The following is a 24,798-nucleotide window of genomic DNA, read 5'->3' as shown; positions in this document are numbered from 1 at the left end:
GGAGGAGACGGTCCATGGCGAGACCACCTTTGTTTCAGCGCGCGACCGTGACCCGGATCGTGAAGGAGACCGACGACGCCCGCACCTACGTGCTCGCTCCCCTCGACGGGCCCTTCACCTACAAGTCAGGGCAGTTCTGCACCTTCAAGGTGAAGGTCGACGGCACCGACCTGTACCGCTCGTACTCGATGTCGAGCGCGCCCGAGACCGACACCGAGATGATGACCACCGTCAAGCGGGTCACCGGCGGAGCCGTCTCGAACTGGCTGCACGACAACATCGCGGAAGGAGACGAGGTCGAGATCACCCGACCCGCAGGCACTTTCCTTCTCCGCGACGCAACCGGTCCGGTGCTCGGCTTCGCCGGCGGAAGCGGCATCACGCCGATCCTGTCGCTCGCCAAGAGCGCACTCGCGACGACCGACCGGCCGGTGCGCCTGCTGATCGCCGACCGCGACCGCGCGTCCGCCATCTTCGCGAGCCTCACCGACGAGCTCGTCGACCGGTACGCCGGTCGCCTCGAGGTGGTGCGGCACTTCGACGACGAGAGCGGACTGCTCACCCCCGACGCCGTGCGCGCCTTCGTCGGATCCGACGGCGGCGCCGACAGCTACCTGTGCGGCCCGGAAGCGTTCATGGACATGGTCGAGGCCGCACTCCCCGGCCCCGGCAACATCTACAGCGAACGGTTCGGCAGCGCAGCCGAACCCATCAAGGCCGAGGACGCCCAGGAGTCGGAGTCCGCTCCGAGCGGGGAGGTGAAGGGCACCGTCTCGATCCGGCTCGGCAACCAGCGCGTCTCCGTGCCCCGGCACGCCGGTGAGACACTGCTCGAGAGCGCGCGTCGCGCGGGCCTGGCGCCGCCGTTCTCGTGCGAGGCCGGCAACTGCGCGACCTGCATCGCCAAGGTCACCCACGGCAGCGCGACGATGCGCGTCAACGACGCACTGTCCGAGGAGGAGATCGCCGACGGTTACATCCTCACCTGCCAGGGTGTGCCCGACAGCGAGAACATCAAGGTCAAGTACGTCTGATGCCGATTCGGTTGTTTCGACGGCGTCATACGCGGTCGAAACAACCGGATTTTCACTGGTAGGTCAGGGCGGCCGAATGCGCCACCCTGCGACCCACCTCGATCGGTGACGACGGCCGGCCGCGCAGGAAGCCCGCGAGGGCTCCGTTGTAGGCGGTGAGCACGTCGTCGGCGAGATCCTGCGCGTTCGACCCGGCCACCGGTTTCGCAAGGTGCAGGAGTCGCTCGGCGAGCAGGTCGCTGTCCGCCGCGAGCATCTCGCCGATCTCGTCGGTGGGGTCGGGGAACTCCGTCGCGGTCGCGAGGAAAGCGCACCAGCGGGCAGGGGATTCCGAGTCGTCGCGGTACGCAGCGAGGGCGTCGAAGATCGCCAGCAGACGTCCGATGTCGTCGTCGGCATCGACCACGTGCCGGTCCCACACCGCGCGCCATTCCGCCAACCGGACCCGCAGCGCCTCGGCGACCAGGGATTCCTTGCTGCCGAAGTGCGTGTACAGGGACGCTGCGGAGGCTTCGGCCCGGCGCAGCAGATCGTCGACGGGCGTCGCCCTGATTCCCCGGTCGAAGAGCATCTCCTCGGCGGCCCGGAGCAGACGGGTACGTGCAGCAGGACGAGCCGTGGACATGACCACACTGTAACGCTCGCTCTGCTGAAACGATCGTTTCAGCGTAGAGTAACGATCGTTCTGGTCATCGATCCGTTCGGGGGACACGATGCATCCACTCGTCATCGCCGGCACAGTCCTGATCGCGACCACCTACGGGCTGGCGCGGTTCGGCTACGGACTCTTCCTGCCCCAGTTCACCGACTCGTTCGGGATGGGCTCGACGGTCGCCGGTGCCGTCCAGGCCGGCAGTTTCCTCTCGTACTGTCTCGCGGCGATCGTCGCGTCGAGGACGAGCGGACGCCCACGTCTCGTCGTGGCCTGCGCCGGAGCCACGGCGGCGATCGGTGCGCTGGGGGTGGCGGCGTCGACGCACACGGTCGTCTTCGCGCTGAGCGTGATTGTCGCCGGAGCCGGGGCCGGTTTCGCCACTCCCGGGCTGGTGACGCTCGTCGAACGCAATGTCGCTCCCGACCGGCAGGAGAACGCGCAGACGATCGTCAATTCGGGAACGGGGGTAGGTCTCGTCGCCGCCGGAGCTCTGGTGCTCGCCACCGCAGGCCAGTGGCGTGTGGGATGGGTCGTCATCGCGATCCTCACCGCCGGGGTCGCTCTCACCGTCCTCCGCACCGACCGACGTTCCGACGATCGACGGGATCGTTCACACACCACGCCTGTGCGGATCGGCGAACTGTCCCCGCTGATCCGTCCCCTCCTCGCCGCAGCACTGGCCGGTGCGTCGAGCGCGGCGATCTGGACGTTCGGCCGGTCCGTCATGAGCGACGGGCCCGGCGGGGAGACCTACTCGGTGCTCGCGTGGATGGCCCTGGGCGCCTTCGGGGTGCTGGGGGCGACCGCGGGCCGGATCGTGCAGACCTGGAACCTGCCGGTCGCGTGGACGCTCACCACCACAGCCATGTCGGTGGCCACCGTTCTGCTGGGCCTGCTGCCCGGAACACCGATCCCCGCCTACCTCTCCGTCGCCTTGTTCGGCGCGAGCTACATCGCGATGAGCGGGGTGCTCATCGTGTGGGCCGTGCGTTCGGTCGCCGAACGCGCAGCCGAGGGCACCGTGGCGTTGTTCATCGCCCTGGCCGTGGGCCAGGCCGCCGGATCGGTCGTGTTCGGAGCCCTGCTGGGTTCGACGTCGACCGCGACCGCCTTCGTGGTGGCGGGCATCGTCGGTCTTCTCGCGGTGGTGCCGGCCGTGTCGCTCCCCCGGTCCCGCACTCTCACACCTGTCGGTCGGTGATCACGAGAAGCCAATCCTCATCTCCGTCCGTATTCGGCCCAGGTGTGGAGATGTCGCCGTTCTCGTCGGGAGTCGCCGGCTGCCGAGGCCCGGTCGCGTCGGCGGGGTCGATCCACTCGAGGGTCGCCGACTCCGGTACCAGAGCAGGATCGAGCCGGATCGTGCGCTGCGTCGGAACATAGACGACGGCGAGTGAACCGTCCGGTGTCCGGGCTGCGGTGACGTACTCGTCGTCGAGGACGTCGATCATCTCGTCGCTCGTCCACGGGGTGCCTCGACCTGCGACGACGAGCGGTTCGTCGACATCCGGCACGAGTTCCCACCACGGCCACGACTGCCACAGCTCGCGTATCGCCCGCAGTTGCGCGACGGCGGAGGTGTCCAGTCGGGATTCCCACCCGTCCGGGAACTCCCAATCGTCGGAACCCCGGAACTCGCCGGGTGAACCGGAGGTCAGTGCCCACAACGCCTGACGTCGGAGCGTCTCGTCGGTGGTCGGCGCCGTGTCCTCCTGGTTGTTCTCGCCTTCGTAGTTGCCCTCCGAGAACAGTGCGGGTCGCGGGTCGCGGGTTCCGTCGGCACGCTCGTAGGCCTGCAGGACCGCCTGATAAGTCGGCGCGTAGGTGTAGACGAAGTTCCAGTCCACGATCGGCTCCCAGAACGGATGATCCGTCGAGAGCAGCTTGTCCCAGCCCAGCTGGATCGTGAACGGTGCGTCGGAGCCTGCATCACGGATCCCGTCGAGCATCGCGCGCAGCACGAGGTCCGACTCGGCACCGGCCGCGAGATCCTCCGCCTCCGGCGAGTAGTCCCCACCGGTCATCCAGACGATGTTCGGGAACTCCGCGTACCGCTGCGCGAATCTCCGCCCGTATTCGAAGGCTTCCTCGGGTGTGGTCGAGGCGAACACGTGGGTGAGATTCCATCCGTCCATCGGATACAGGAACACCGTGTTCCCGTGGCGGCACGCGATCCGGAGATAGTCGTCGACGCGCGACCAGTACGCCTCGTTCCACTGCGTGATGTCGCCGTCGACGAACGGTTCGATGCCGTCGAAGGTGGCGCCTTCATAGCTCGGCCCGCCGTTCACCGGCACGACGATCGCCGACATGATCGACGCGTTGAACCCGTTGCTCTCGCGGTCGGTGAAGTACAGCTCGGCCTGTTCGGGTGACCAGTCGGCCATCCCGGACCACGGCGAGTCGCCGCGGACGAGGACGGGATCGCCGTACTGATCCTCGAAATAACGACCGTCGGCGCTGACGGACGAGACGAAGCGATGGTCGGCGGCGTCGCATTCCGCATCCACCGCCGGGACGTTCGTCGGCTGCTGGTCTCCGGCATCGGAACAGGCCGCGACCAGGATCAACACCATCGCCAGGACTGCCCGTTTCATCGCCACCCCCACCGTGCCCGTGGTACGTCCAGGCTACGGAGGGGACGTCGGTCGCGAGTGCGTTCAGTGAACCCGCCGAGGGATCAGGCAGGTCCCACCGTCACCGTTGCATCGGTGTGCTCGCCCAGCTTCGGGGGCGGTCCGTACTGCGGTTCGTAGCCGAGCACCCGGATCGGGCTGCCCACCAGGCGGAAATCACCGGCGGTGACGACCATCTCGGGAGTCGCATCGAGAGCGTCGGGCAGCGAACGGACCGCGGCCGCCGGCACCCCGAGCGGGCGGAGACGGGCCTCCCAGCCGGCAGCGGTGTCGCGCGAGAGCGCCTCGGTGACCACCGCGAGCACCTCGTCGCGTCGCTGTGCGCGTTCGGCCATGGTCGGGAACCCGTCGATCCCGGCCTCGGCCGCGAAGATCCGCCAGAAGCCGTCGTGCGTGACGAACAGCGCGAGCGTGCCCTCGGCGGTCGGGAACAATTGCGCGGGAACGTAGTACGAGTGTGCCCCGTTCGGCATGCGTCGCGGTTCGGTGTCCTCGTTCAGATATGCCGAGGCGCGGTAGTTGAGCTGCGACAGCATGACATCGCGCAGCGACACGTCGACCTGGCCCCCGCGACCGGACACGATCTGCGCGAGCAGACCGAGCGCGGCGGTCATGCCCGTGGAGTTGTCGGCCGCCGAATAACCGGGCAGCATCGGCGGGCCGTCGGGATCACCGGTCAGCGACGCGACACCGGTCTGGGCCTGGACGACGTAGTCGAAGGCCGGATCGTCGCCGCCGTCGAGCCCGTATCCCGTGATCGCGACGCAGACGATCTTGTCGTTCCATCTGCGCAGCGCGTCGTAGGTCAGACCGAACTTCCGGATGGCCGACGGCTTGAGATTTACGAGCAGCGCATGGGATTCGGCAGCGAGCTCGCCGAGGCGGCGCATGCCGTCGTCGGTCGTCAGGTCGAGGCAGATGCTGCGTTTACCCCGGTTGAGGCTCGCGAAGTAGGCGTCGCTCACCTGGCGGGAGAGGTCCCCGGTGGGTGGCTCGATCTTCGTCACCTCGGCCCCGAGATCGGCCAGCAGCATCGTCGCGTACGGGCCCGCGAGGATGTGGCCGACCTCGAGGATCCTGATTCCCGCGAGCGGACCTGCCGTCACCGCAGTTCCTTCACGAGTTCGGCGACGACCTCGCGGGTGCGGTACTTCGACGCGACCAGCTCGTCGCGGGTGTTGCCGATGGGCAGCAGCCGCATCGACAGGTCGGTGACGCCGGCCTCCTCGTAGCGGCGGAAACCGGCGAGGATCGCATCCTCGTCGCCGACGATCGCCATGTCGCCGATGTCCTTCGCCTGCCCGTGTTCGAGGAGCCGCTGGTAGTTGGGCGAAATCTCCGCCTCGGCGAGAATGCGATTGGCGCGCTCGCGGGCGACGTCGACCTCCGACGGTGCACACAGGCAGACCGGCACACCGGCAACGATCCGCGGCTTCGGCTTGCCCGCCTCCTCCGCGGCCTCGGTGATGCGCGGCGCGATGTGTTCGGCGATGGCGCGTTCGTCGGCCATCCACAGCACGGTGCCGTCGGCGAGTTCGCCGGCGATCTTCAGCATGACCGGGCCGAGCGCCGCGACGAGCACCGGCATGGGCGCGACCGGCGCGATGTCGAGGGGATTGTGGACCTTGAAGGTGTCGTTCTCGACGTCGATCGAACCCGGCAGGTCGCGCGCGGCGTTCAGCACCTCGAGATAGTCGCGCGTGTACTTCGCGGGCTTGTCGTAGGGCAGGCCGAGCATGTCCTGCACGATCCAATGGTGCGACGGGCCGACGCCGAGGGCGAGGCGACCGCCGAGTGCGGCGTGCGTCGACAGCGACTGCCGCACCAGGTGCACCGGGTGTTGCGCCTGCAGCGGCACCACAGCCGTACCGATCTCGATGCGCGAGGTCCGCGTGCCCATCAGGGCGACGGCCGTCAACGCGTCGAAGTCGGTGGGGATCTGCGGCACCCACACGGTGTCGAGGTCGGCCGACTCGGCCCACTCGACGTCCTTCAGCATGCGGTCGACCTTGCGGTTGGTGTCGCCCTGTTCCGGGCCGACCATCACTCCGATACGCACGATTCCTCCAGGTTCCCGAACTCGATGATGTGGGTGTGTACCGGGCTCAGGACGCCTCGGACGTCCCGGTGAGCTTGCGAATCTCGGTGACGAGCACGTCCAGCGGTGTGCTCGTGGGGAACACCGCCGCGGCACCGGCGTCGAGCAGTTTCGGCACGTCGCCCTGCGGGATCGTTCCGCCGACGATGACGTCGATGTCGCCGGCGTCCGCCGCTCGCAGGCCTTCGACGACCTTCGTGGTGAGTGCGATGTGGGCACCCGACAGGATGCTCAGACCGACCACCGCGACGTCCTCCTGCACGGCGATCGAGACGATGTCCTCGACCTTCTGGCGGATGCCGGTGTAGACGACCTCGAAACCGGCGTTGCGCAGGGCACGGGCGACGATCTTCGCTCCGCGGTCGTGTCCGTCGAGTCCGGGCTTGGCGACGAGGATGCGGGCGGTCATCAGAACACCACCGGCTGCCGGAACTCGCCCCACACGTTCTTCAGTGCGGAGACCATCTCTCCCACCGTGCAATACGCGTTGGCGCAATCGATCAGGGCATGCATGAGGTTGTCGGTTCCTTCCGCTGCGCGGGACAGGGCCGCGAGTGTGGTGCGCACCGCGTCGGGGTCGCGTTCGGCCTTGACCTTCGCGAGTCGCTTCAACTGCATCTCGCGGCCTTCGGCGTCGAGTTCGTAGGTGGAGATCTCGGGCTGCGGCTCGTCGGAGACGAACTTGTTCACACCGACCACCGGCCGGTCGCCGTTCTCGATCTCCTGGTGGATCTTGTAGGCCTCGTCGGCGATGAGGCCCTGCAGGTAGCCGTCCTCGATCGCACGGACCATACCGCCGTGCTTCTCGAGATCGGCCATGATCTCGACGATGCGCTCCTCGGTCGCGTCGGTGAGCGCCTCGACGAAGTACGACCCACCGAGCGGGTCGGCGACGCGGGTCACGCCGGTCTCGTAGGCGAGGATCTGTTGCGTGCGCAGCGCGAGGGTCGCCGATTCCTCACTGGGCAGGGCGAACGGTTCGTCCCAGGCGGCGGTGAACATCGACTGCACGCCGCCGAGCACCGACGCCATGGACTCGTAGGCGACGCGCACGAGATTGTTCTGCGCCTGCGGCGCATACAGCGACGCGCCACCGGCGACGCATCCGAATCGGAACATCGACGCCTTGTCGGTGGTGGCGCCGTAACGCTCGCGCACGATCGTCGCCCAACGGCGGCGTCCGGCACGATATTTGGCGATCTCCTCGAAGAAATCGCCGTGGGTGTAGAAGAAGAACGAGATCTGCGGGGCGAACTGGTCGATGGTCATCCGCCCGCGCTCGACCACCGTGTCGCAGTAGGTGACACCGTCGGCGAGGGTGAACGCCATCTCCTGCACCGCGTTCGCGCCGGCATCACGGAAGTGGGCGCCGGCCACCGAGATCGCGTTGAAGCGCGGCACTTCCGCGGCGCAGAACTCGATGGTGTCGGCGATGAGACGGAGCGACGGTTCGGGCGGCCAGATCCACGTGCCGCGGGAGGCGTACTCCTTGAGGATGTCGTTCTGGATGGTGCCGGTGAGCTTCTCGCGCGGCACCCCCTTCTTCTCCGCGGCGGCGACGTAGAAGGCGAGCAGGATCGCGGCGGTGCCGTTGATGGTGAAACTCGTGCTGATCTTGTCGAGCGGGATGCCGTCGAACAGCACCTCCGCATCGGCGAGCGTGTCGACGGCGACGCCGACGCGGCCCACCTCCTCACCGACCTCGGGGTCGTCGGAGTCGTAGCCGCACTGGGTCGGTAGATCCAGCGCGACCGACAGTCCGGTTCCGCCCTGCTCGAGCAGGTAGCGGTAGCGGCGGTTGGACTCCTCCGCAGTACCGAACCCGGAGTACTGACGAAACGTCCACAACCGGCCCCGATAGCCGTTGGGGAAGTTCCCGCGCGTGAAGGGGAAGCTTCCCGGCGCCGGCGGTTCGGCAGCGCGGTCGCCCGGCCCGTAGACAGGCTCGAGCGGGATACCCGACGAGGTTTCTGCGAAGTCGTTCACGCCGGATACATTACTTGCAGAAAAAGAGAATGCCAATATCATTGCGGAGAACAGAGCTGGACAATCGAAGGCGACCAGGGAGAACGATGTCGAGTCAGAATGCCCTCAGCGACCGCACCATGGTCATCTCCGGCGCGAGCCGCGGTATCGGACTGGCCATCGCGGTCGCCGCCGCCCGTCGGGGCGCGAACGTGGTGCTCCTGGCGAAGACCGCCGAACCCCACCCGAAACTGAAGGGGACGGTGCACACCGCCGTCGCCGACATCGAGGCCGCCGGTGGCAAGGCCGTCGCGGTGGTGGGCGACGTCCGGAAGGAGGACGACGTCCAGCGGGCCGTCGACACGGCGGTCGAGCGGTTCGGCGGCGTGGACATCTGCGTCAACAACGCCAGTGCCATCGCCACCGAACCCACCGAATCCCTCTCGGTGAAGAAGTACGACCTGATGCAGGAGATCAACTGCCGCGGAACGTTCCTGCTCTCCAAGGCGGCACTGCCGCACCTGCGGGAGTCGTCCGATCCGCACATCCTCACCATCGCCCCGCCGGTCAACATGAACCCGCACTGGCTCGGCGTACACCCCTCGTACACACTGTCGAAGTACGGAATGTCGCTGCTCACCCTGGGATTCGCGGCCGAATACGCCGACGCCGGCGTCGCGGCGAACTGCCTGTGGCCCGAGACCTACATCGCGACCTCCGCTGTGGCCAACACCCCCGACGGTGAAGCGCTGCTCGCCGCCTCCCGCAGCCCGGAGATCATGGCCGACGCCGCCGTCGAGATCCTCTCGCGACCGGCGAGGACGACCACCGGGCGGTGCTTCGTCGACGCCGACGTCCTCGCTGAGGCCGGGGTGACGGACCTGTCGCGTTACGGCGGCGGCGACCACCCGCGCTGGGACTTCTTCCTCGACAAGGAGTGACGTTCAGTTCCGACGGACGCGGACGGCGGTGCCGGCACACAGCACGACGACGGCACCGCCCGCCACCACCGCCCAGGTCAACGGTTCACCCAGCAGCCAGGCCGCCCACCCGACCGTCATGATCGGCTGGGTCAGTTGCACCTGCCCGACCCGAGCCATCGGCCCGATGGCCAGACCTCGGTACCACGCGAAGAACCCGAGGAACATGCTGACGATGCCGAGATAGGCGAACGACGCCCAGTGCGTCACCCCACCCTGCGGCACTCCGTCGGCGAGCGAGACCAGGGTGAGGGTCACCATCAGCGGCGACCCCAGCACCAGCGCCCACGAGATCGTCTGCCACGCACCGATCTCCCGTGACAGCAGTCCGCCCTCCGCGTAGCCGAGGGCCGCGGCGACCACCGCGCCGAGCAACAGCAGATCAGCTCGCCCGAATCCCGCGACACCTCCGCCACGCAGGCCCGCGAAGGCCATGACGGCGACCGTCCCTGCACCCGCCGCGACCCAGAACGGGATCGGCGGCCGTTCGTGGGCCCGCAACACCGCGACCACCGCGGTCGCGGCCGGAAGGATCGCGATGACGATCGCGCTGTGGTTCGCCGGTGCCGTGGTCAGGGCGTACGAGGTGAGCATGGGAAATCCGATCACCACCCCACCCGTGACGACGGCGATCCTGCGCCACTGATGCGTGTTCGGGAGTCGTTGTCTCGTGAGCGCGAGTGCCGGAGCGGCGAGAACCGCCGCGACGACCGCGCGGCCGGCGGCGACGAACAGCGGTGACATCGCTCCACTTTCGACGGCGATGCGGGTGAGCGGCACGGTCAGGGAGAAGCCTGCGACGCCGAGCAGACCCCAGGCGAGCCCGCGAGGATCGGGCGATAGCACTGGCCGATCGGATACGATAGCGCTACTCTTTGCTCTCATGTCGAACAGTAGCAGTTCCCAACTCGTTGCGGAACTGACCCGGTGGATCGCCACCGCCGCACCCGGCGCCCGGTTGCCGTCGACGAGATCGCTCGTCGCGCAGTACGGCATCAGCCCCGTCACGGTGCAGAAGGCACTGAAGACACTCCAGACCCGGGGGCTTGTCGAGAGCCGCACAGGAGTCGGCACCTTCGTCCGGCAGATCCGCACGTCGAACACGATCGACCACAGCTGGCAGACGGAAGCGCTCGGAACGGCACCGCCGCTCCCCCGCGCCTCCGCCGCCCTGCGCACCGTGCCCAACGACGTGATCACGCTCCACTCCGGCTATCCCGACCGCACATTGCTTCCCGAACGCCTTGTCCGCGGAGCGTATTCACGCGCATCCCGCAGCGATGCCGCCGTCGGACGAACACCGGCGGCGGGACTTCCCGAACTGCAGGCGTGGTTCGCCGCGGAACTGACGGAAGCGACGGATGCACGCACCGCCCCGCCGTCCGCGGGCGACGTGATCATCACCCCCGGCAGCCAGAGCGGACTCGGATCGATCTTCCGCGCGCTCGTCGGCGCCGGCAATCCCCTCGTCGTGGAGTCACCGACCTATTGGGGTGCGATCCTCGCGGCCACGAAGGCGGGTGTGCAGCTCGTCCCGGTTTCCAGCGGACCCAACGGACCCGATCCCGGCGAACTGGCCCGCGCCTTCGACCGGACCCGGGCGCGCGCCTTCTACGCGCAACCGAACTTCGCGAATCCCACCGGGGCGCAATGGTCGTCGTCGACCGGTGATCGGGTCCTCGACGTCGTGCGCGATGCGGGAGCATTCGTCATCGAGGACGACTGGGCCCACGACTTCGGGATCTCGACCGAGTCCGTTCCGCTCTTCGCACGCGACGATTCCGGGCACGTCGTCTACGTCCGCTCACTGACCAAGAGTGTCGCGCCGTCGGTGCGGGTCGCGGCGATCGTCGCGCGAGGACCCGCTCGCGAACGCATCCTCGCCGACGTGCAGGCCGAATCCGTCTATGTGAGCGGCGTTCTCCAGACGGTCGCGCTCGACGTCGTCACCCAGCCGGCATGGCAGACCCATCTGCGGGCCGTTCGTCGCGAGCTCGAATCGCGCCGCAACCTCCTCGCGAGCGAACTTCGCGAGCTTGCACCGGATGTGGATGTCGACGGACTGCCGTCCGGTGGGCTCAACCTGTGGGGCAGGCTCCCGGACGACGTCGACGCCGAGGTCGTCGCCCGCGAGTGCGAGGCAGCCGGGGTGCTTGTCGCGGCGGGCGGCGAATGGTTCCCGGCGGAGCCCACCGGTCAGTACCTCCGGCTCAACTTCGCCGGACCGAATCCGGCGGCCTTCCGGGAGGCCGCCCGGGTCATCGGGCGAGTCGTCTCCGGCGGGTGAGGACGGGCGGTCATCACCGGCTCGTGCGGCGCCGGCGGGTCCTCCTCACCCGAGTGCGTTCGTCCTCCGTGAGCCCGCCCCAGATCCCGTAGCGTTCACCCGAATCGAGGGCGTACTGCAGGCACTTCTCCCGCACCGGACAACGAGCGCAGACCTTCTTGGCCGAGGCCATGCGGTTCTCCCTCGCGTCGCCCCGCTCGTTGTCCGGGTGGAAGAACAACGATCCGTCCGCGTCGCGACAAGCCGCGTCCATCTGCCAATCCCATTCCTCGGCAACGGGAGGCGGCAGATAGAGCAACTTCAGCGCGGGCATGTCCTACCTCCCTCCGTCGCGGAGGTTGCGGTAGACCTCGATCAGATGGTCGGTGGACGCGTCCCCGGTATCGGGGGTCTCCTGGCCGGCGAGCACCGCCTGCAGGGCGGTGGCCTGGGTCTTGCCGAGCTCGACACCCCACTGATCGAACGAATCGATCCCCCACACAATGCCCTGGACGAAGGTCTGGTGCTCGTAGAACGCGATGATCTGCCCGACCACCGACGGGGTCAGTTCCGGGGCGAGGATCGTCGTCGACGGCCGATCGCCGGGCATCACCTTGTGCGCCACCACCGCCTCGTCGACGCCTTCGGCACGCACCTCGTCGGCATCACGGCCGAAGGCCAATACTTTGGCCTGGGCGAACATGTTCGCCAGCACCAGCACCTGCATGCTGGTCTGCCCGTCGCGGGCCGGCAGATCGTCGCCGCAACGGGCCAGGCCGAGGAAGTCGACGGGGACGATCTCGGTGCCCTGGTGCAGCAACTGGAAGAAGGCATGCTGACCGTTGGTACCGGGTTCGCCCCAGAACACCTCCCCGGTCGGACACGAGACGGCGGTGCCGTCGGCGCGCACGGACTTGCCGTTCGATTCCATGGTCAGCTGCTGCAGATAGGCCGGCAACCGCGCCAGATCCTGCGCATACGGCACCACCGCCCGGGAGCGGTGGCCGAGGACGCTCGCGTTCCACACCCCGATCAACCCCGCCAGCAGCGGCGCGTTCTGCGCCGGCTGCGCGGTGGCGAAGTGGGTGTCGATGGCGTGCATGCCGGCGAGGAACTCGCCGAACCGCTCGCGGCCGATGGCGCACATCACCGCCAGCCCGATCGCCGAACCGACCGAATAGCGCCCACCGACCCAGTCCCAGAACTCGAACATGTTCGCCGGGTCGATGCCGAACTCGACCACCCGCTCCGTATGGGTCGAGACAGCGACGAAATGTTTCGCGACCGCGTCTTCGCCGAGGGCGTCGACGAGCCAGCGGCGGGCGGCGGTGGCGTTGGAGAGGGTTTCGAGGGTGGAGAAGGTCTTCGACGCGACGATGAACAAGGTGGTGGCCGGGTCCAGATCGGCCAGTGCCGCGGTCAGATCCGCCGGGTCGACGTTGGAGACGAACCGCGCCGCCGGCCCGTCGTGGAAGCGCCGTAGTGCGCGGGTGACCATGGCCGGACCCAGATCGGAACCACCGATGCCGATGTTGACCACCGTGGCGATCGGCTGCCCGGTGGCGCCGCGCCAGTCGCCGCTGCGGAGGCGGTCGGTGAATTCGCCCATCCGGTCGAGCACGGCATGAACGTCGGCGACGACATCGACCCCGTCGACCACCAGCGCCGCGTCGCGCGGCAGGCGCAGGGCGGTGTGCAGCACCGCGCGGTCCTCGGTGACGTTGATGTGCGCACCGGAGAGCATCGCCTCCCGGGCCGCGGCCACACCCGTCTGCTCCGCCAGCTGGAGGAGCAATTCGAGAGTGCGACCGGTGAGGCGTTGTTTGCTGAAGTCGACCACCAGATCCCCGGCGTGCGCGGTCAACGCCTGCGCCCGCTGCGGTTCGATCGCGAACAGCTCCCGCAAGGACACCGCGGCGATCTCGTCCCGGTGGGTTTCGAGGGCCCGCCAGGCCTCCGTGGTCGTCACATCCCGTGTTTCCGTATCCATGTTTCTGCCAACGTCTTTCGTCACGCCAGTGCGCGCAGGCGCGGGGCGAGGTCGCGTTCGAACAGTTCCAGGAACCGCTTCTGATCATGACCCGGCGCATGGAACACCAGATGATTCAACCCGGCATCGACATACGACTTCACCTTCTCGACCGCCTCGTCCGGATCCGACGCCACGATCCACCGCTTGGCGACCTGCTCGATCGGCAACGCATCGGCCGCTGCTTCCATCTCCATCGGATCATCGATGGAATGCTTCTGCTCCGGCGTCAACGACAACGGCGCCCAGAACCGGGTGTTCTCCAGCGCCTTGTCCGGGTCGGTGTCGTACGAGATCTTGATCTCGATCATCTTGTCGATCCCGGCGACATCCCGCTCCGCCTTCTCCGCGCCCTCCGCCACCGCGGGCAACAGCTTGTCGGTGTAGAGCTCCATGCCCTTACCCGAGGTGCAGATGAACCCGTCTCCCGCGCGTCCGGCATAGCGGGCCACCACCGGACCGCCGGCGGCGACATAGACCGGGATGCCACCCTCGGGCACGTCGTAGATCGACGCCCCCTTGGTCGTGTAGTACTCGCCCTCGAAATCCACCCGGTCCCCGCGCCACAGCTCGCGCATCAACCGCACCGACTCGCGCAGCCGCGCGAAGCGTTCCTTGAACTCCGGCCACTGGCCGGCATAGCCGGTGGCGATCTCGTTGAGCGCCTCGCCGGTGCCGACACCGAGGAAGATCCGCCCCGGATACAGGCATCCCATCGTGGCGAAGGCCTGCGCGATCACCGCCGGGTTGTACCGGAAGGTCGGGGTCAGCACCGAGGTCCCGAGCTGCAGCCGTTCGGTGCGCTCGCCGACGGCGGTCATCCACGCCAACGAGAACGGGGCGTGCCCACCGTTGTGCCGCCACGGCTGGAAATGATCCGACACCGTCGCCGAATCCATCCCGTGCGCCTCGGCCAGCACGCCCAACTCGACCAGCTCGCGCGGACCGAACTGCTCCGCCGACGCCTTGTATCCCAACTTCAGCATTACCGTGCAACCTCCGAACAACGTGGTGCCAGCGAAACGATCACGCACAATCGCGCAAATCCTGCACGAAATCATGCACACTGAGCGCAGACAGTGTCAATATCCACGCAGAGGTGTGTCGCTCCGTGCGTTATGGTCGTGCACCGACCCCGACCACGGCGTCCGAGTACCCAGAAAATCGAGTGCCCAGAGCCCTAGGAGCAATCGTGTCAGCGACCGCACGGCGACGTGAGATCTTCCACCGAATCCTCGCCGACGGATATGTCGATGCGAAGACCCTCTCGGCCGATCTCCGTGTCGATGCATCCACGATCCGCCGCGACCTCGATTCGCTCGCCCGCGAAGGGAAGGTCGAGCGCACGCACGGGGGTGCCCGAGCGGTCGAGGGCGCAGGTCTCGAGGTGCCGTACGCCCTCAAGAAGGACGTGCGCCGCGAGGAGAAGGTGGCGATCGCGGCAGTAGCGGCCGCCATGGTGTCCGACGGGGACAGCGTGGTGCTCGACAGTGGATCCACGACCTACGAGGTGGCCGTGGCACTGCGGCACAAGGCGTCGCTGACGGTCCTCACCAACGACCTACGTATCGCGAAATACGTTGCGGCATTTCCCGACGTCCGGCTCCTCGTGTCCGGAGGCGAGCTCCTCGGTTCGGTCTACACCCTGGTCGGCGACCATGCCGTGCAGTTCCTCTCGGACTACTCCGCCGACTGGGCGTTCCTCGGTGCCGACGCCGTGCACCCCACCGCCGGCATCACCAACACCAACACGCTGGAGATCCCGATCAAGCGGGCGATGATCCGATCGGCCGAGAAGACGATCGTCGTGACGGATCATTCGAAGTTCGGAGAGCGCGCACTCGCCCGCGTGGCGACTCTCGACGAGATCACCTCCATCGTCACCGACGACGGTCTCGACGAGGAGCATCGCGCAGCCTACGGCGACCGGCTCGTCATCGCTCCGAAGTCTTGACATACAACCATTCGGTTGTACATTTGGAGATGTGAGCGGAGACGACGAGGACCGGGCCGACGCCCTGTTCCACGCGCTCTCCGACCGGACCCGGCGCGACATCATGCGACGCGTCCTGGCCGGGGAACACTCGGTGTCCGCTCTCGCAGCGAACTACGACATGTCCTTCGCTGCAGTGCAGAAACACGTCGCCGTGCTGGAGAAGGCCGGCCTGCTCGTGAAGCGACGCAGCGGTCGCGAACAGTTGGCCAGTGGTGACGTGACGGCAGTGCGGTCGGTGGCGTCCATGCTCACCGAGCTGGAGCAGGTCTGGCGCGGACGCATCGCGCGCATCGACGAACTCATCGCATCCGAATCCTTCGAGGAAGGCTGAGAAATGCCTGTAACCGACGTCCGGCACGACCCCGACAAGCTGACTCTGACCATCACAGCCGAGTTCGCCGCCCCGGTGGCCCGCATCTGGCAGGTCTACGCCGATCCCCGTCAGCTGGGGAAGGTCTGGGGACCCCCGACCTTCCCCGCGACGGTGGTCGACCACAATCTGAAGCCCGGCACCCGTACCACCTACTTCATGACCGGTCCCGATGGCGAGAAGTACGCCGGCTACTGGGACATCACGGCCGTCGACGAACCGGCGAGTTTCTCGTTCCTCGACGGTTTCGCAGAGCCGGACTTCACCCCGAAACCGGAACTGCCCGTCTCCGACAACGTCTTCACCTTCGCCGAGCACGAAGGCGGCACGCGCGCAACCTATGTCAGTACCTACCAGAGCGCCGAGGCGCTCCAGCAGGTACTGGACATGGGGGCGGTCGAGGGCGCCTCGTCCGCCATCAACCAGATCGACGAACTGGTGGCTGCCTAGCAGCACCGAAAGGCCGACGCCCCCTGCTCTTCCGGACGAGACGAACCGGAGAGCAGGGGGCGTCGGAAAGCTTACTGTCGGTGTGACGGAGATCGGGTCGTGCGACGGAGATCAGAGATTCAGTCGCCCAACGGAATCAGAGATTCCAGTCGCCGAGACCGTCCCAGCCGTTGAGGGTTCCGCCGGCGGTGTTCTGCACGATCACCGGGTCGCCCTTCTTGGCGTTCTCGTAGAACCACTTGCCGTCCTCGGTGCTCACATTGAGGCAACCGTGGCTGACGTTGGTGTTGCCCTGCGCGCCGACCGACCACGGAGCGGCGTGGAGGAAGATGCCGCTGTTGGACATCCGCGTCGCGTACTCGACGTAGGTGCGGTACCCCTCGGGGCTGTCGACCGGAACTCCGTAGGTCGATGAATCCATGTACATGTCGCGGTACTTCTCACCGACGATGTACGTGCCGTTGGGAGTGTCGTGGCCGGGCTTACCGAAGGACGTCGGCATGGTGCGGACGACCTCCCCGTTGCGGGTGACGGTGATGGTCTTGGTGTTGTTGTCGGCGACCGTCACCAGAGCGTCGCCGATGGTGAACGACGACTGTGTGTCGCCGGCCTTCACGGTCACCGCGGTGTTCGCGGGCCAGAACTCGAACGGCTTCCAGCGGACCTGCGTGTTCGACGCCCAGTAGAAGTGCCCGTCGACGGGCGGCTGCGTGGTGATGCGGATGGCGCGTTCGGCGGCTGCATGATCTCCGACGGCCTCGTTGAAGCGGATGATGATCGGCTGCGCGACACCCACCGTCTCCCCGTTCGACGGATTGACGGACGGAGCGGAGAACGGGGCAGCCGGCTCGGGAGCGAGCTGGGGCGGAAGCTGCGGCGGCGTCACTCCGGGCGGCGTGAGGCCTTCGATCAGCTCCTGGACGCTCGGCACCTCCGGCCCACCGGGCCACAACGGTGCCGCGCTCGCAGGACCGGCGGTGGCGAGTGCCACGGCGGCTGCGCCCACAAGAGCAGCACCGACCCGCGCAGATCGGCGGCCCGTGCGGCGACGGTTCGACAAAGCTCGCTTTTCGAACATTCCACAACCCATCGTTCAGCGGTGCGCCGCGCCTTATTTCCCCTGCGCGGCGTGCTCGTACCCGTTCATTAGATACAGGACGGTTACGGACGGGCAATTCGAATGCGGGCCGTCCCGGAGTTTTCCCAGGTCAGCGAACCGAATGGTCTATTACGAATGCAGACGGTCACGGCGCGGGTGAACGGATTTCACCCGCGCCGCGAACCGACGGTCACACCATTTCCGGGACGTCCAGGTGGGCGATGGCGAGCTCGAACTCACCGGTATCGAGGACCCTGGCGCCTGCCGCCCGAGTCACCTCGGAGCGGATACCGTCGACATGCGCTCTGGTGCGGTCCATCGCTTCGGCGCTGTCGAACGTCAACGACGTCACTCCGCGACCGCCGGCGCGGTCCAGCATCAGGCTGGCGCTGCAGAAACCCTCGAGTTCCTCCATCCTGGGCAGCGCGGCCATCTTCCACATGTCCACACCGCGATCCACCTGGGCGGGATCGATCTCGACCCAGGTGACACTGCAGCAGGACCCGCGGGTCGCGTGGTGGTCGCGGTGCATGACCGCGATCTCCCAATTGGCGACGTCCGTGGTGGCGTGGAACATCCGGGCCGCCTCGTCCCGGAGCATGCGTGCCATGCCTTCGCTGGAGCGCAGCACGTCCCCGTCCCGCCAGGAGCTGGTGGCGATGCATCGGCCCGAGCCGCGGTCGATCAGCAGGGACAGCCCCATGCAACCGTCGGTGTCCGCCAGGGCAGGCATCACGATGTCGCGTACGTGCTTGATCCCGGCGTCGATGTACGACGGATGCGCATGAATGGTGGTGGAGCGTGCAAACACGATCGGCACCCCTCTCCTCAGGGCGGCGCCGACACGGCGTCGCCGGTCGTTTCGGCGCGACCCCCCACCCGAAACCACCCGTGTTCACACTGCTCCCCTACTCGGCCGTAGGCAATAGACGGCCGGTCTGCATCTGCCATCCTCGAAGGGTGGCGGCGTCGAGCGGTATCGACCGCATCGGTCCCGGCGACCTGACCGAACTCGTCTCGGACGTGGGACGGGCACCTCTGAATGTCGGTGCTGCGATCTTCTTCGCCGGTGAGAACCTGCGTGATCCGACGACACCGATGGTGGTGCTCACCGAACGACTCGTCGGGATCCGCCGGCTGCGGCAAAGCCTGATCGAGCCGGCGTGCGGGCTCGGACGTCCCTACTGGATCGACGACGACCACTTCGATGTCGATGCCCACTTCTCACAGGTGCGATGTCCCGACCCCGGCGACAGGGACGCAGCACTGGCCCTCGCCGTGGACGCGGTCACCCGCCCGTTGCCTCGATCCCGACCGTTGTGGCGCGCGCTGCTCGTCACCGACATCGCGGACCCGAACGGGCACACGGCGTTGGTGATGGTGTTGCACCACGTCCTGGCCGACGGGATCGGTGGTCTGGCGATCCTGGCGCATCTCGTCGACGGCATGGACAGCTCACCGCCCCTGCGCGAACAGCGCACATCCGGGCAACCGAGTGCGCGAGAACTTCTCTACGACAATTTGATCGGTCGTCTGCACACGCTCCGCCGGGCACCGCGGGCCGTCACACGTATTCCTGCCGCGTGGGCGGAACTCGGGCGAGGCGCAGGCGGGCGCGCCCCGCGCTGCTCGCTCAACGCCCCCACCGGTGCTCGTCGTGCGATCGGGACCGTGGAGGTGGATCTGGATACGGTCCGCAGAGCGGGACGACGGTGGGATGCGACGGTCAACGACGTACTGCTGGTCGCGGTCGGTGGTGCCCTCGGCACGATTCTGCACAGGCGCGGCGAGTTCCCGCCCGAGCTGGTGATCTCGGTACCGGTCTCCGCCCGCATCGTCGACGCCAGTGGGCAGCTGGGTAATCGCGTCGGTGTCATGCCCGTCCGGGTACCGCTGGACGGAACACCGGAGGACCGGCTGGCATCCGTCTCCCGCACCACCCGATTGCAGAAGACGAACGTGCGAGGGCTGTCCGCCGAGCTGCTGGGCCCGGTCTCCCGAGCGCTCGCGGCCGTCGGGATGTTCGGTCGATTCGTGAACCGGCAGCGCCGGGTCAATTCTTTCCTGTCCGACCTGCTGGGACCGTCGTCGACGATCACCGTTGCCGGCACACCCGTCACATCGATCGTGCCGTTGATCGTCAGCACGGGGAACGTCGCTGTCGCCTTCGCCGCACTGTCGTATGCCGGCACGCTGACGGTCGCGGTCGTCGTCGATCCCGACGTCGCCCCCGAGGTCCGCGACCTCACGGAGGCCGTGCGCGAACAGTTCCGCTCGATCGTCGCCTCCGCACAGTGACCGTCGGCCGCTCCGATGTGGCGGTCGGGAACCGAGGAGCGGAGTACCTTGCTGTGCATGTCGGAGGAGATCGCCGAGATCCGTACCCTCGCCGATGCCCGGGAGGTGTTGGCATCGCAGCCGTTCAGCGTCCTGATCGGAGCCCGCCTGACCGAATACGAGCGCGGGCGGGCCGTACTGGAGATACCGCTCAGGGAGGAACTGCTCCAGCAGTTCGGTTTCGCGCACGGCGGGGTTCTGGCCTACGCGGCCGACAATGCGCTCACGTTCGCCGCAGGCACGGCCCTCGGACCCTCGATCGTGACGACCGGCATGAGCCTCGACTACCTGCGGCCTGCCGGGGGCACGCTTCTACGCGCGGTCGCCACCGTCGTCAGCACCAGTCGCAGGCAGTCGTTGTGTCGTTGCGAGATCTACGCCCTCGCGGAGGACGGCGTGGAGAAACTGTGTGCCGCCGCGCAAGGAAGCGCTCGCGTGATCGACCTGAACGGATGAGCGACGGAACCACCGCATGAAGGTCAGTCGGTTTGTGGTCCGAGTTCGACGATGCGCGCGGCGATCGTCGCCACCGGCACATTCGATTCCTGCGACAAGGCGACCATCATCGCGAAAGCACGATCGGCGTCCACGGCGAAACGTTCCATGAGCATGCCCTTGGCCTGGCCTATGAGATCCCGGGATGCGATTGCCGAGTGCAACTGCATCTGCCGACGACCCGAGACGAAAGCGATGGCGGCGTGGGCTGCGAGCACCTCCCCGATGTGAATTGCCGCCTCGTCGAAGGCATTCGCTTCGGCGGAGAACAGGTTCAGCGCTCCGGCCTGCATGTCGTGGGTATAGAGCCGGAACGACACGACGCTGCGTACCCCGGCTTCGACGGCCGCAGCCGTGAACATGGGCCAGCGCGACTCCGTGGCCAGATCGTCACTGCGGGTGAACACCGTGTCGACAGCGGAATCGACGCACGGTCCTTCCCCGACCCGAGCCTGCAATGCATCGATCTGTGGCGGCAACTGTGACGTCGCTGCGTGCGATTCGAACTTTCCGCGACCGGTGATGACGAGGACGTCGGCACTGTCGGTGCCGGGAATCAGTTCCACCGCTGCGGTCGTGATCCGCCGCAGGGTCGTGTCGAGGTCCGTACCCGCACCGTCGAAGGACCGCGCGAGCTCGGCCATCGTGCGGCTCAGGCGGTCGGGGTCCAGGTCGGCCATGAGGCGCACCTTCCGAAAGGTCGGTGCGCTCGTGGGAGGCACCGACGGCAGCAGGAGCATCGGCACCGTCACAGCGACACCGAGGTCCGGGAACACCAGCCTATCCGCGTGATCGGTCCGGACAAGGGCCTAGCGGCAGATGCAGAGACGCTCGAGACCTCGGCGGCGTTCAGGCGAGTCCGAAGATCCTCGCCAGGCGCGCATCGGAGTCGTACAGGGCGTCGGTGTCGAAGGTGGATGCGGAGCTCAGCACCTCGTTCGCCCCGGTGGAAGCGATCAGCTTCTCGAGCCCCTCGGCCACCTGATCCTCGGTTCCGGCCAGCGAGCCCTTCGCGGTCTCGTCGACGATGCGGCGCCGCCGCTCGGTCATCGGCTGCCGGCGGATCTCCTCGATCGGGGACAGCGGCGGGAACGCACCCGCCTCGCGCGAGACGGCCATTGCCCAGGCCTCCGGAAGCTGCAGCTCCCGAGCCTCGGCTTCGGTGTCGGCGACGAGGATGTCCGATCCGACGACCACGTAGGGCTCCGCATCGGGTGTGGCCGGGCGGAAGTCGGCGCGATAACGGTCGAACGGTTCCGATCCCTGCCGCAGAAGCGGTCCGGCGACGACGACGGGCAGGCCCAGACGCGCCGCCAGCCGCATACCCTGCCCCGTGCCGAGGACGAAGATCGGAGGCGGCTCGGGCAGTCGAGGACGCACCGTCACTTCGGCGGTGCCGTGCAGATACCCGCGCAGTTCCTCGATGTCGGCGGCGAAGTCGTCCGCGTCGGCCTTGTGGGTCCGCAGCGCATCGCGCACAGGCGCGGTGAATCCGAGGGAACGACCGACACCCAGATCGATCCGTCCCGGGTGCATCGCTTCGAGCATCGAGAACTGTTCGGCGACGACGATCGGTTGGTGGTTGGGCAGCATCACCCCACCGGATCCCACCCGGATCCGGCTCGTCCGATCCGCGATCGCGCCGATGAGCAACGGCGGAGCACCCGACGCGATGCCCGGGACGGCGTGGTGTTCGGCCACCCAGAAGCGGTGGTAACCGGCCGCCTCGGCGAGCTCGGCGCGACGCAGGGTCTGCTGCAATGCGGCAGCGTCCGGCTGCCCCTCCCGGGTCCGGGAGCGGTCCAGCAACGACAACGCCACCTGCACGGTCGTCTCAACACCGCAGCCGTTCCGGATCTTCCCTGCAGGTCAGGGATCCTCGGGGCCCCAAGCGCGTCCGGCTGCGATCCAGTCCCCGTGGAAGTGGAGTTGCCCGTGCTCCGAGGCCTTCTGCGCCGCGGCGACACCGTGCGCATCGGCGACGTACAGCAGGAGATCGGCGATCGCGTTTCCGACCGCGACGACCTGGTCGCGGGCATCACCCGCTCGGAACGCCATCTCGGCGAGTGCGCGCCCGGCACCGATCGCCCCGGTCAGGGACCGGTGGTGGAGCTGGATGCAGCCGGCACGACCGCAGGACAGACACAGGTCCGATACGTGATCACCCGTCGGAGTCCTCATGTCATTTCCTGCCGAAACATAAAACCAATTATGTCCGATTTCGTTTCGGCACCGAATGGGAGGTGCCGACGTACTCGACAATGCCACTCCGAGCGGCAGGGTCGAACTGTTCACGGCCGCGGGTTCTTCCGGGTCCACCGCGGCCGGTCGCTGCGGGTGGCCGCCGTGCAGCGACGACACGGGACGACTCCGTGCTCGCCCAGTTCCGCCAGGTACAGCGCGTCGCTCCACGGCACGTGCGGAAAGCGATCGAGGCGGGCGCGGGAGAGCGGCACCCCGCACAGGGTCTGATTGGTGCCGGGCGTCCATGCGTGGGTGTCGCCGGACGGGTAACGGATCCCGTCGGTATCGGTCCATCGGCCCGACGCAGCGACCGCCGGGCTGGTGTGCTGAGCCATGGGTCCGGGTTCCCGCTACCGGGTGGGATTACTCGATACGGGATGCTGCGAGCATCTCCTCGATCGACACGAACTTCAGGCGTGAGCGTCCCGCCGCCGAACCGCGGGCCTTCTCCTGCTTGTCGATCTGCAACCAGCCCCGGTAATCGATGTGCTCCGGGCGCCGCTCGGCCACCAAGGCGGCGAGCTTCTCCCGATCGGCGACCGGCTCGGGCAGCCTGCCGGCGACGAAATCGTCGAGGATCTTCTCCACGGTTTCGGCCGAGCACTGCTTGTTGGTGCCGATCACCCCGCTCGGGCCCCGCTTGATCCAACCCGCGGTGTACACACCGGGCACCGGCGCCCCGGTCTCGGCGTCGATCACCCGACCACAATCGTTCGGGATCACCCCGCGCCGCTCGTCGAAGGGCAGCCCGGCCAACGCGGTGCCGCGGTAACCGATCGAACGCAACACCAATCCCGCCTCGAGGGTTTCGGTCTGCCCCGTCGGGCGGGCCTCGAGACGACCATCGACCTCGACGAGTTCGTTGCCTTCGAGGGTGATCGACTCCACCACGCCGTCGCCGGAGATCTCCACGGGCGAGGCGAGAAAACGCAGCACGATCCGCTTGTTGCCCTCGGTGGGGGTGCGGCGGGCGAATCCCTCGACCTGCCGCACCTTCAGCGCCAGGCGGGGTTCGACCTCCGGATCGTCGATCAGCGTGCGGCTGACCGGATCGAGTTCGACCTCGACCGGATCGACGACCACGTCGACGCCGGGCAGCGAGCCGAGCGCGAGCAGTTCGGGGTTGGTGTAGGCGGCCTGCGCCGGGCCGCGCCGGCCCACCACCACGACCTCACGGATGTTGGACTTGCGCAACGCCTCGAGCGCATGCTCGGCGATGTCGGTGTGGGCCAGATCGTCCGGGTCCATCACCAGCGCCCGCGCCACATCCAGGGCGACGTTGCCGTTGCCGATGATCACCGCCCGCTCGGCCGACAGATCGAAGGTGCGGTCGGCGAAATCCGGGTGCCCGTTGTACCAGGCCACGAACTCGGTGGCGGCGTGGCTACCCGCCAGATCCTCGCCGGGGATGTTCAGCCTGCGGTCGCCCGCCGCGCCGACGGCGTAGATCACCGCGTGATGGTGGGCGAGCAGTTCCTCGTGGGTGATGTGGGTGCCGACCTCGACGTTGAAATAGCACTGGGTGTTCTTGTGGCCGATGGCGCTGCGGAAGACGTCGCCGACCCCCTTGGTGCTCTGGTGATCGGGGGCCACACCGGCACGCACGAGCCCGTAGGGGGTGGGCAGACGATCGAAGATGTCGACCTGCACCGCCGAGTGTGTCACCAGATCCATCGCCGCATAACACGCGGCCGGACCGGACCCGACGATCGCGACCCGCAAGGTGCCCAGCTCGGCGGGCAGCTTACGGCGCGTGCGCAACTCCGGCCAGTCCGGTCCGATCGGGTACCGCCGGTAGTACTCGGCGTTGATCTCGAGGTACGGCTCCTGCGCCGGGGTCAGTTCGTTGTCGGCAGCGATCGCGTCGACCGGGCACTCGTCGACACAGGCCCCGCAGTCGATGCACGTGTCCGGATCGATGTACAGCATCTCCGTCGTGGCGAAGGGTGCTTCGTCGGGCGTCGGGTGGATGCAGTTGACCGGGCAGACCTCGACACAGGAGACGTCGTTGCAACACGCCTGGGTGATTACATAAGCCACAGTTGTACCTGCCTACAGTGCCGATTCCGGACAACGAACAGGCCTCAGACTAGTACACGTTCCAGTTTCGGTCGAGAACCACGTTCTCGAAATAATATCATCGG

The 24,798-nt window shown here is 67.5% G+C and carries 26 protein-coding genes; 9 read left to right on the top strand and 17 right to left on the bottom strand.

Going from position 1 to position 24,798, the window contains the following annotated elements:
• Positions 1-14 precede the first annotated feature (14 nt).
• On the top strand, positions 15-1,034 hold the full coding sequence (locus tag ACPCXD_RS01750) for a 2Fe-2S iron-sulfur cluster-binding protein (protein WP_423658074.1): 1,020 nt from the start codon (positions 15-17) through the stop codon (positions 1,032-1,034).
• Between the two features lie 52 nt (positions 1,035-1,086).
• On the opposite strand, the gene ACPCXD_RS01745 is transcribed toward ACPCXD_RS01750, so the two are convergent.
• Entirely contained in the window at positions 1,087-1,659 is a 573-nt protein-coding gene (locus ACPCXD_RS01745; protein WP_268654690.1) for a TetR/AcrR family transcriptional regulator, read from the bottom strand.
• Between the two features lie 88 nt (positions 1,660-1,747).
• On the opposite strand from ACPCXD_RS01745, the gene ACPCXD_RS01740 reads away from it, so the two are divergent.
• Positions 1,748-2,890, top strand: coding sequence for an MFS transporter (locus ACPCXD_RS01740; protein ID WP_268654691.1), 1,143 nt, complete (start codon positions 1,748-1,750; stop codon positions 2,888-2,890).
• On the opposite strand, the gene ACPCXD_RS01735 is transcribed toward ACPCXD_RS01740, so the two are convergent.
• The 5 genes from ACPCXD_RS01735 to ACPCXD_RS01715 form a co-directional block, all read right to left on the bottom strand.
• Entirely contained in the window at positions 2,871-4,286 is a 1,416-nt protein-coding gene (locus tag ACPCXD_RS01735; RefSeq protein WP_423658072.1) for a glycoside hydrolase family 140 protein, read from the bottom strand. The two genes, ACPCXD_RS01740 and ACPCXD_RS01735, sit on opposite strands and share 20 nt — an antisense overlap.
• Before the next feature lie 83 nt (positions 4,287-4,369).
• Positions 4,370-5,431 carry a CaiB/BaiF CoA transferase family protein gene (locus tag ACPCXD_RS01730; RefSeq protein WP_088898367.1) on the bottom strand — a complete coding sequence of 354 codons (1,062 nt, stop codon included), beginning with the start codon at positions 5,429-5,431 and terminating at the stop codon, positions 4,370-4,372.
• Positions 5,428-6,384 carry an LLM class F420-dependent oxidoreductase gene (locus tag ACPCXD_RS01725; protein ID WP_088898368.1) on the bottom strand — a complete coding sequence of 319 codons (957 nt, stop codon included), beginning with the start codon at positions 6,382-6,384 and terminating at the stop codon, positions 5,428-5,430. Before ACPCXD_RS01725 ends, ACPCXD_RS01730 begins: the two co-directional genes overlap by 4 nt.
• 46 nt (positions 6,385-6,430) lie before the next feature.
• Positions 6,431-6,832: a cobalamin B12-binding domain-containing protein gene (locus tag ACPCXD_RS01720; protein WP_088898369.1), complete on the bottom strand. Its 402-nt coding sequence runs from the start codon at positions 6,830-6,832 to the stop codon at positions 6,431-6,433.
• Entirely contained in the window at positions 6,832-8,451 is a 1,620-nt protein-coding gene (locus tag ACPCXD_RS01715) for a methylmalonyl-CoA mutase family protein (protein ID WP_080597805.1), read from the bottom strand. The genes ACPCXD_RS01720 and ACPCXD_RS01715 overlap by 1 nt, the downstream gene beginning before the upstream one ends.
• Positions 8,452-8,495: 44 nt before the next feature.
• Between ACPCXD_RS01715 and ACPCXD_RS01710 the strand changes: the two genes are divergently transcribed.
• The gene (locus tag ACPCXD_RS01710; RefSeq protein ID WP_088898370.1) at positions 8,496-9,329 is read left to right on the top strand and encodes an SDR family oxidoreductase; all 834 of its coding nucleotides are present in this window, start codon (positions 8,496-8,498) and stop codon (positions 9,327-9,329) included.
• Between the two features lie 3 nt (positions 9,330-9,332).
• Here the strand turns inward: ACPCXD_RS01710 and ACPCXD_RS01705 are convergent, their stop codons facing one another.
• A complete protein-coding gene (locus tag ACPCXD_RS01705) occupies positions 9,333-10,214 on the bottom strand; it encodes a DMT family transporter (protein WP_423658068.1) in 882 nt (293 codons plus the stop codon).
• Positions 10,215-10,251: 37 nt separating this feature from the next.
• Between ACPCXD_RS01705 and ACPCXD_RS01700 the strand changes: the two genes are divergently transcribed.
• Positions 10,252-11,655, top strand: coding sequence for an aminotransferase-like domain-containing protein (locus tag ACPCXD_RS01700; RefSeq protein WP_423658066.1), 1,404 nt, complete (start codon positions 10,252-10,254; stop codon positions 11,653-11,655).
• Between the two features lie 13 nt (positions 11,656-11,668).
• Here the strand turns inward: ACPCXD_RS01700 and ACPCXD_RS01695 are convergent, their stop codons facing one another.
• Genes ACPCXD_RS01695 through fgd form a run of 3 tightly spaced genes read right to left on the bottom strand, consistent with a single transcriptional unit; the run spans position 11,669 to position 14,649 of the window.
• Positions 11,669-11,968 (bottom strand): WhiB family transcriptional regulator, encoded by a 300-nt coding sequence (locus tag ACPCXD_RS01695; protein ID WP_059384003.1) that lies wholly within the window; start codon positions 11,966-11,968, stop codon positions 11,669-11,671.
• A 3-nt stretch (positions 11,969-11,971) separates the two neighbouring features.
• On the bottom strand, positions 11,972-13,624 hold the full coding sequence (pgi, locus tag ACPCXD_RS01690) for a glucose-6-phosphate isomerase (protein ID WP_423658063.1): 1,653 nt from the start codon (positions 13,622-13,624) through the stop codon (positions 11,972-11,974).
• Positions 13,625-13,644: 20 nt separating this feature from the next.
• Positions 13,645-14,649: a glucose-6-phosphate dehydrogenase (coenzyme-F420) gene (gene fgd, locus ACPCXD_RS01685; protein ID WP_423658062.1), complete on the bottom strand. Its 1,005-nt coding sequence runs from the start codon at positions 14,647-14,649 to the stop codon at positions 13,645-13,647.
• 206 nt (positions 14,650-14,855) lie between these two features.
• Here fgd and ACPCXD_RS01680 point away from each other — a divergent pair, with 206 nt between their 5' ends.
• From ACPCXD_RS01680 to ACPCXD_RS01670, 3 genes are read left to right on the top strand one after another with little or no spacing between them, the layout of a single operon-like run.
• Complete coding sequence (locus ACPCXD_RS01680; RefSeq protein ID WP_423658060.1) at positions 14,856-15,617, top strand: DeoR/GlpR family DNA-binding transcription regulator; 762 nt, start codon at positions 14,856-14,858, stop codon at positions 15,615-15,617.
• 31 nt (positions 15,618-15,648) lie between these two features.
• Positions 15,649-15,990, top strand: coding sequence for an ArsR/SmtB family transcription factor (locus tag ACPCXD_RS01675; RefSeq protein ID WP_060650177.1), 342 nt, complete (start codon positions 15,649-15,651; stop codon positions 15,988-15,990).
• Between the two features lie 3 nt (positions 15,991-15,993).
• Positions 15,994-16,479 (top strand): SRPBCC family protein, encoded by a 486-nt coding sequence (locus tag ACPCXD_RS01670; protein WP_230790377.1) that lies wholly within the window; start codon positions 15,994-15,996, stop codon positions 16,477-16,479.
• A gap of 136 nt (positions 16,480-16,615) precedes the next feature.
• Here ACPCXD_RS01670 and ACPCXD_RS01665 read toward each other — a convergent pair whose 3' ends face one another.
• Together ACPCXD_RS01665 and ACPCXD_RS01660 are read right to left on the bottom strand one after the other, a co-directional pair.
• Complete coding sequence (locus tag ACPCXD_RS01665; RefSeq protein WP_230790374.1) at positions 16,616-17,557, bottom strand: L,D-transpeptidase; 942 nt, start codon at positions 17,555-17,557, stop codon at positions 16,616-16,618.
• A 211-nt stretch (positions 17,558-17,768) separates the two neighbouring features.
• Positions 17,769-18,398: a hypothetical protein gene (locus tag ACPCXD_RS01660; protein ID WP_160874447.1), complete on the bottom strand. Its 630-nt coding sequence runs from the start codon at positions 18,396-18,398 to the stop codon at positions 17,769-17,771.
• A gap of 140 nt (positions 18,399-18,538) precedes the next feature.
• Between ACPCXD_RS01660 and ACPCXD_RS01655 the strand changes: the two genes are divergently transcribed.
• Both ACPCXD_RS01655 and ACPCXD_RS01650 read left to right on the top strand, forming a co-directional pair.
• Positions 18,539-19,876 carry a wax ester/triacylglycerol synthase domain-containing protein gene (locus ACPCXD_RS01655; protein WP_423658056.1) on the top strand — a complete coding sequence of 446 codons (1,338 nt, stop codon included), beginning with the start codon at positions 18,539-18,541 and terminating at the stop codon, positions 19,874-19,876.
• 57 nt (positions 19,877-19,933) lie between these two features.
• Positions 19,934-20,371: a hotdog fold thioesterase gene (locus ACPCXD_RS01650; protein WP_160874451.1), complete on the top strand. Its 438-nt coding sequence runs from the start codon at positions 19,934-19,936 to the stop codon at positions 20,369-20,371.
• A 23-nt stretch (positions 20,372-20,394) separates the two neighbouring features.
• Here the strand turns inward: ACPCXD_RS01650 and ACPCXD_RS01645 are convergent, their stop codons facing one another.
• The 5 genes from ACPCXD_RS01645 to ACPCXD_RS01625 all read right to left on the bottom strand — a co-directional run bounded on the left by ACPCXD_RS01645 (position 20,395) and on the right by ACPCXD_RS01625 (position 24,694).
• Entirely contained in the window at positions 20,395-21,090 is a 696-nt protein-coding gene (locus tag ACPCXD_RS01645; RefSeq protein WP_160874453.1) for an ANTAR domain-containing protein, read from the bottom strand.
• 169 nt (positions 21,091-21,259) lie between these two features.
• Positions 21,260-22,231, bottom strand: a complete 972-nt coding sequence (locus tag ACPCXD_RS01640) for an MsnO8 family LLM class oxidoreductase (protein WP_160874455.1) — start codon at positions 22,229-22,231, stop codon at positions 21,260-21,262.
• Positions 22,232-22,279: 48 nt separating this feature from the next.
• On the bottom strand, positions 22,280-22,591 hold the full coding sequence (locus ACPCXD_RS01635; RefSeq protein WP_423658055.1) for a hypothetical protein: 312 nt from the start codon (positions 22,589-22,591) through the stop codon (positions 22,280-22,282).
• Between the two features lie 110 nt (positions 22,592-22,701).
• Positions 22,702-22,989, bottom strand: coding sequence for a hypothetical protein (locus tag ACPCXD_RS01630; protein WP_016693660.1), 288 nt, complete (start codon positions 22,987-22,989; stop codon positions 22,702-22,704).
• A gap of 28 nt (positions 22,990-23,017) precedes the next feature.
• Positions 23,018-24,694: an FAD-dependent oxidoreductase gene (locus ACPCXD_RS01625; protein ID WP_145690764.1), complete on the bottom strand. Its 1,677-nt coding sequence runs from the start codon at positions 24,692-24,694 to the stop codon at positions 23,018-23,020.
• Between the last annotated feature and the right edge of the window lie 104 nt (positions 24,695-24,798).

The organism is Rhodococcus sp. AB351, from assembly GCF_049538275.1.
In the GTDB taxonomy this organism is placed as follows: domain Bacteria; phylum Actinomycetota; class Actinomycetes; order Mycobacteriales; family Mycobacteriaceae; genus Rhodococcus.
The sequence above is the reverse complement of the archived record's forward strand: the minus strand, read 5'-3'. Positions and strand labels throughout refer to the sequence as shown.

Excerpts from the sequence above, each read along its gene's own strand:
- fgd (WP_423658062.1), bottom strand. The coding sequence starts at position 14,649 with ATGCTGAAGTTGGGATACAAGGCGTCGGCGGAGCAGTTCGGTCCGCGC.
- ACPCXD_RS01745 (WP_268654690.1), bottom strand. The coding sequence starts at position 1,659 with ATGTCCACGGCTCGTCCTGCTGCACGTACCCGTCTGCTCCGGGCCGCC.
- ACPCXD_RS01715 (WP_080597805.1), bottom strand. The coding sequence starts at position 8,451 with ATGATATTGGCATTCTCTTTTTCTGCAAGTAATGTATCCGGCGTGAAC.
- ACPCXD_RS01750 (WP_423658074.1), top strand. The coding sequence starts at position 15 with ATGGCGAGACCACCTTTGTTTCAGCGCGCGACCGTGACCCGGATCGTG.
- ACPCXD_RS01740 (WP_268654691.1), top strand. The coding sequence starts at position 1,748 with ATGCATCCACTCGTCATCGCCGGCACAGTCCTGATCGCGACCACCTAC.
- ACPCXD_RS01720 (WP_088898369.1), bottom strand. The coding sequence starts at position 6,832 with ATGACCGCCCGCATCCTCGTCGCCAAGCCCGGACTCGACGGACACGAC.
- ACPCXD_RS01645 (WP_160874453.1), bottom strand. The coding sequence starts at position 21,090 with ATGGCCGACCTGGACCCCGACCGCCTGAGCCGCACGATGGCCGAGCTC.
- ACPCXD_RS01650 (WP_160874451.1), top strand. The coding sequence starts at position 19,934 with ATGTCGGAGGAGATCGCCGAGATCCGTACCCTCGCCGATGCCCGGGAG.
- ACPCXD_RS01635 (WP_423658055.1), bottom strand. The coding sequence starts at position 22,591 with ATGAGGACTCCGACGGGTGATCACGTATCGGACCTGTGTCTGTCCTGC.
- ACPCXD_RS01735 (WP_423658072.1), bottom strand. The coding sequence starts at position 4,286 with ATGAAACGGGCAGTCCTGGCGATGGTGTTGATCCTGGTCGCGGCCTGT.
- ACPCXD_RS01630 (WP_016693660.1), bottom strand. The coding sequence starts at position 22,989 with ATGGCTCAGCACACCAGCCCGGCGGTCGCTGCGTCGGGCCGATGGACC.
- ACPCXD_RS01665 (WP_230790374.1), bottom strand. The coding sequence starts at position 17,557 with ATGTTCGAAAAGCGAGCTTTGTCGAACCGTCGCCGCACGGGCCGCCGA.
- ACPCXD_RS01670 (WP_230790377.1), top strand. The coding sequence starts at position 15,994 with ATGCCTGTAACCGACGTCCGGCACGACCCCGACAAGCTGACTCTGACC.
- ACPCXD_RS01695 (WP_059384003.1), bottom strand. The coding sequence starts at position 11,968 with ATGCCCGCGCTGAAGTTGCTCTATCTGCCGCCTCCCGTTGCCGAGGAA.
- ACPCXD_RS01710 (WP_088898370.1), top strand. The coding sequence starts at position 8,496 with ATGTCGAGTCAGAATGCCCTCAGCGACCGCACCATGGTCATCTCCGGC.
- pgi (WP_423658063.1), bottom strand. The coding sequence starts at position 13,624 with ATGGATACGGAAACACGGGATGTGACGACCACGGAGGCCTGGCGGGCC.
- ACPCXD_RS01700 (WP_423658066.1), top strand. The coding sequence starts at position 10,252 with ATGTCGAACAGTAGCAGTTCCCAACTCGTTGCGGAACTGACCCGGTGG.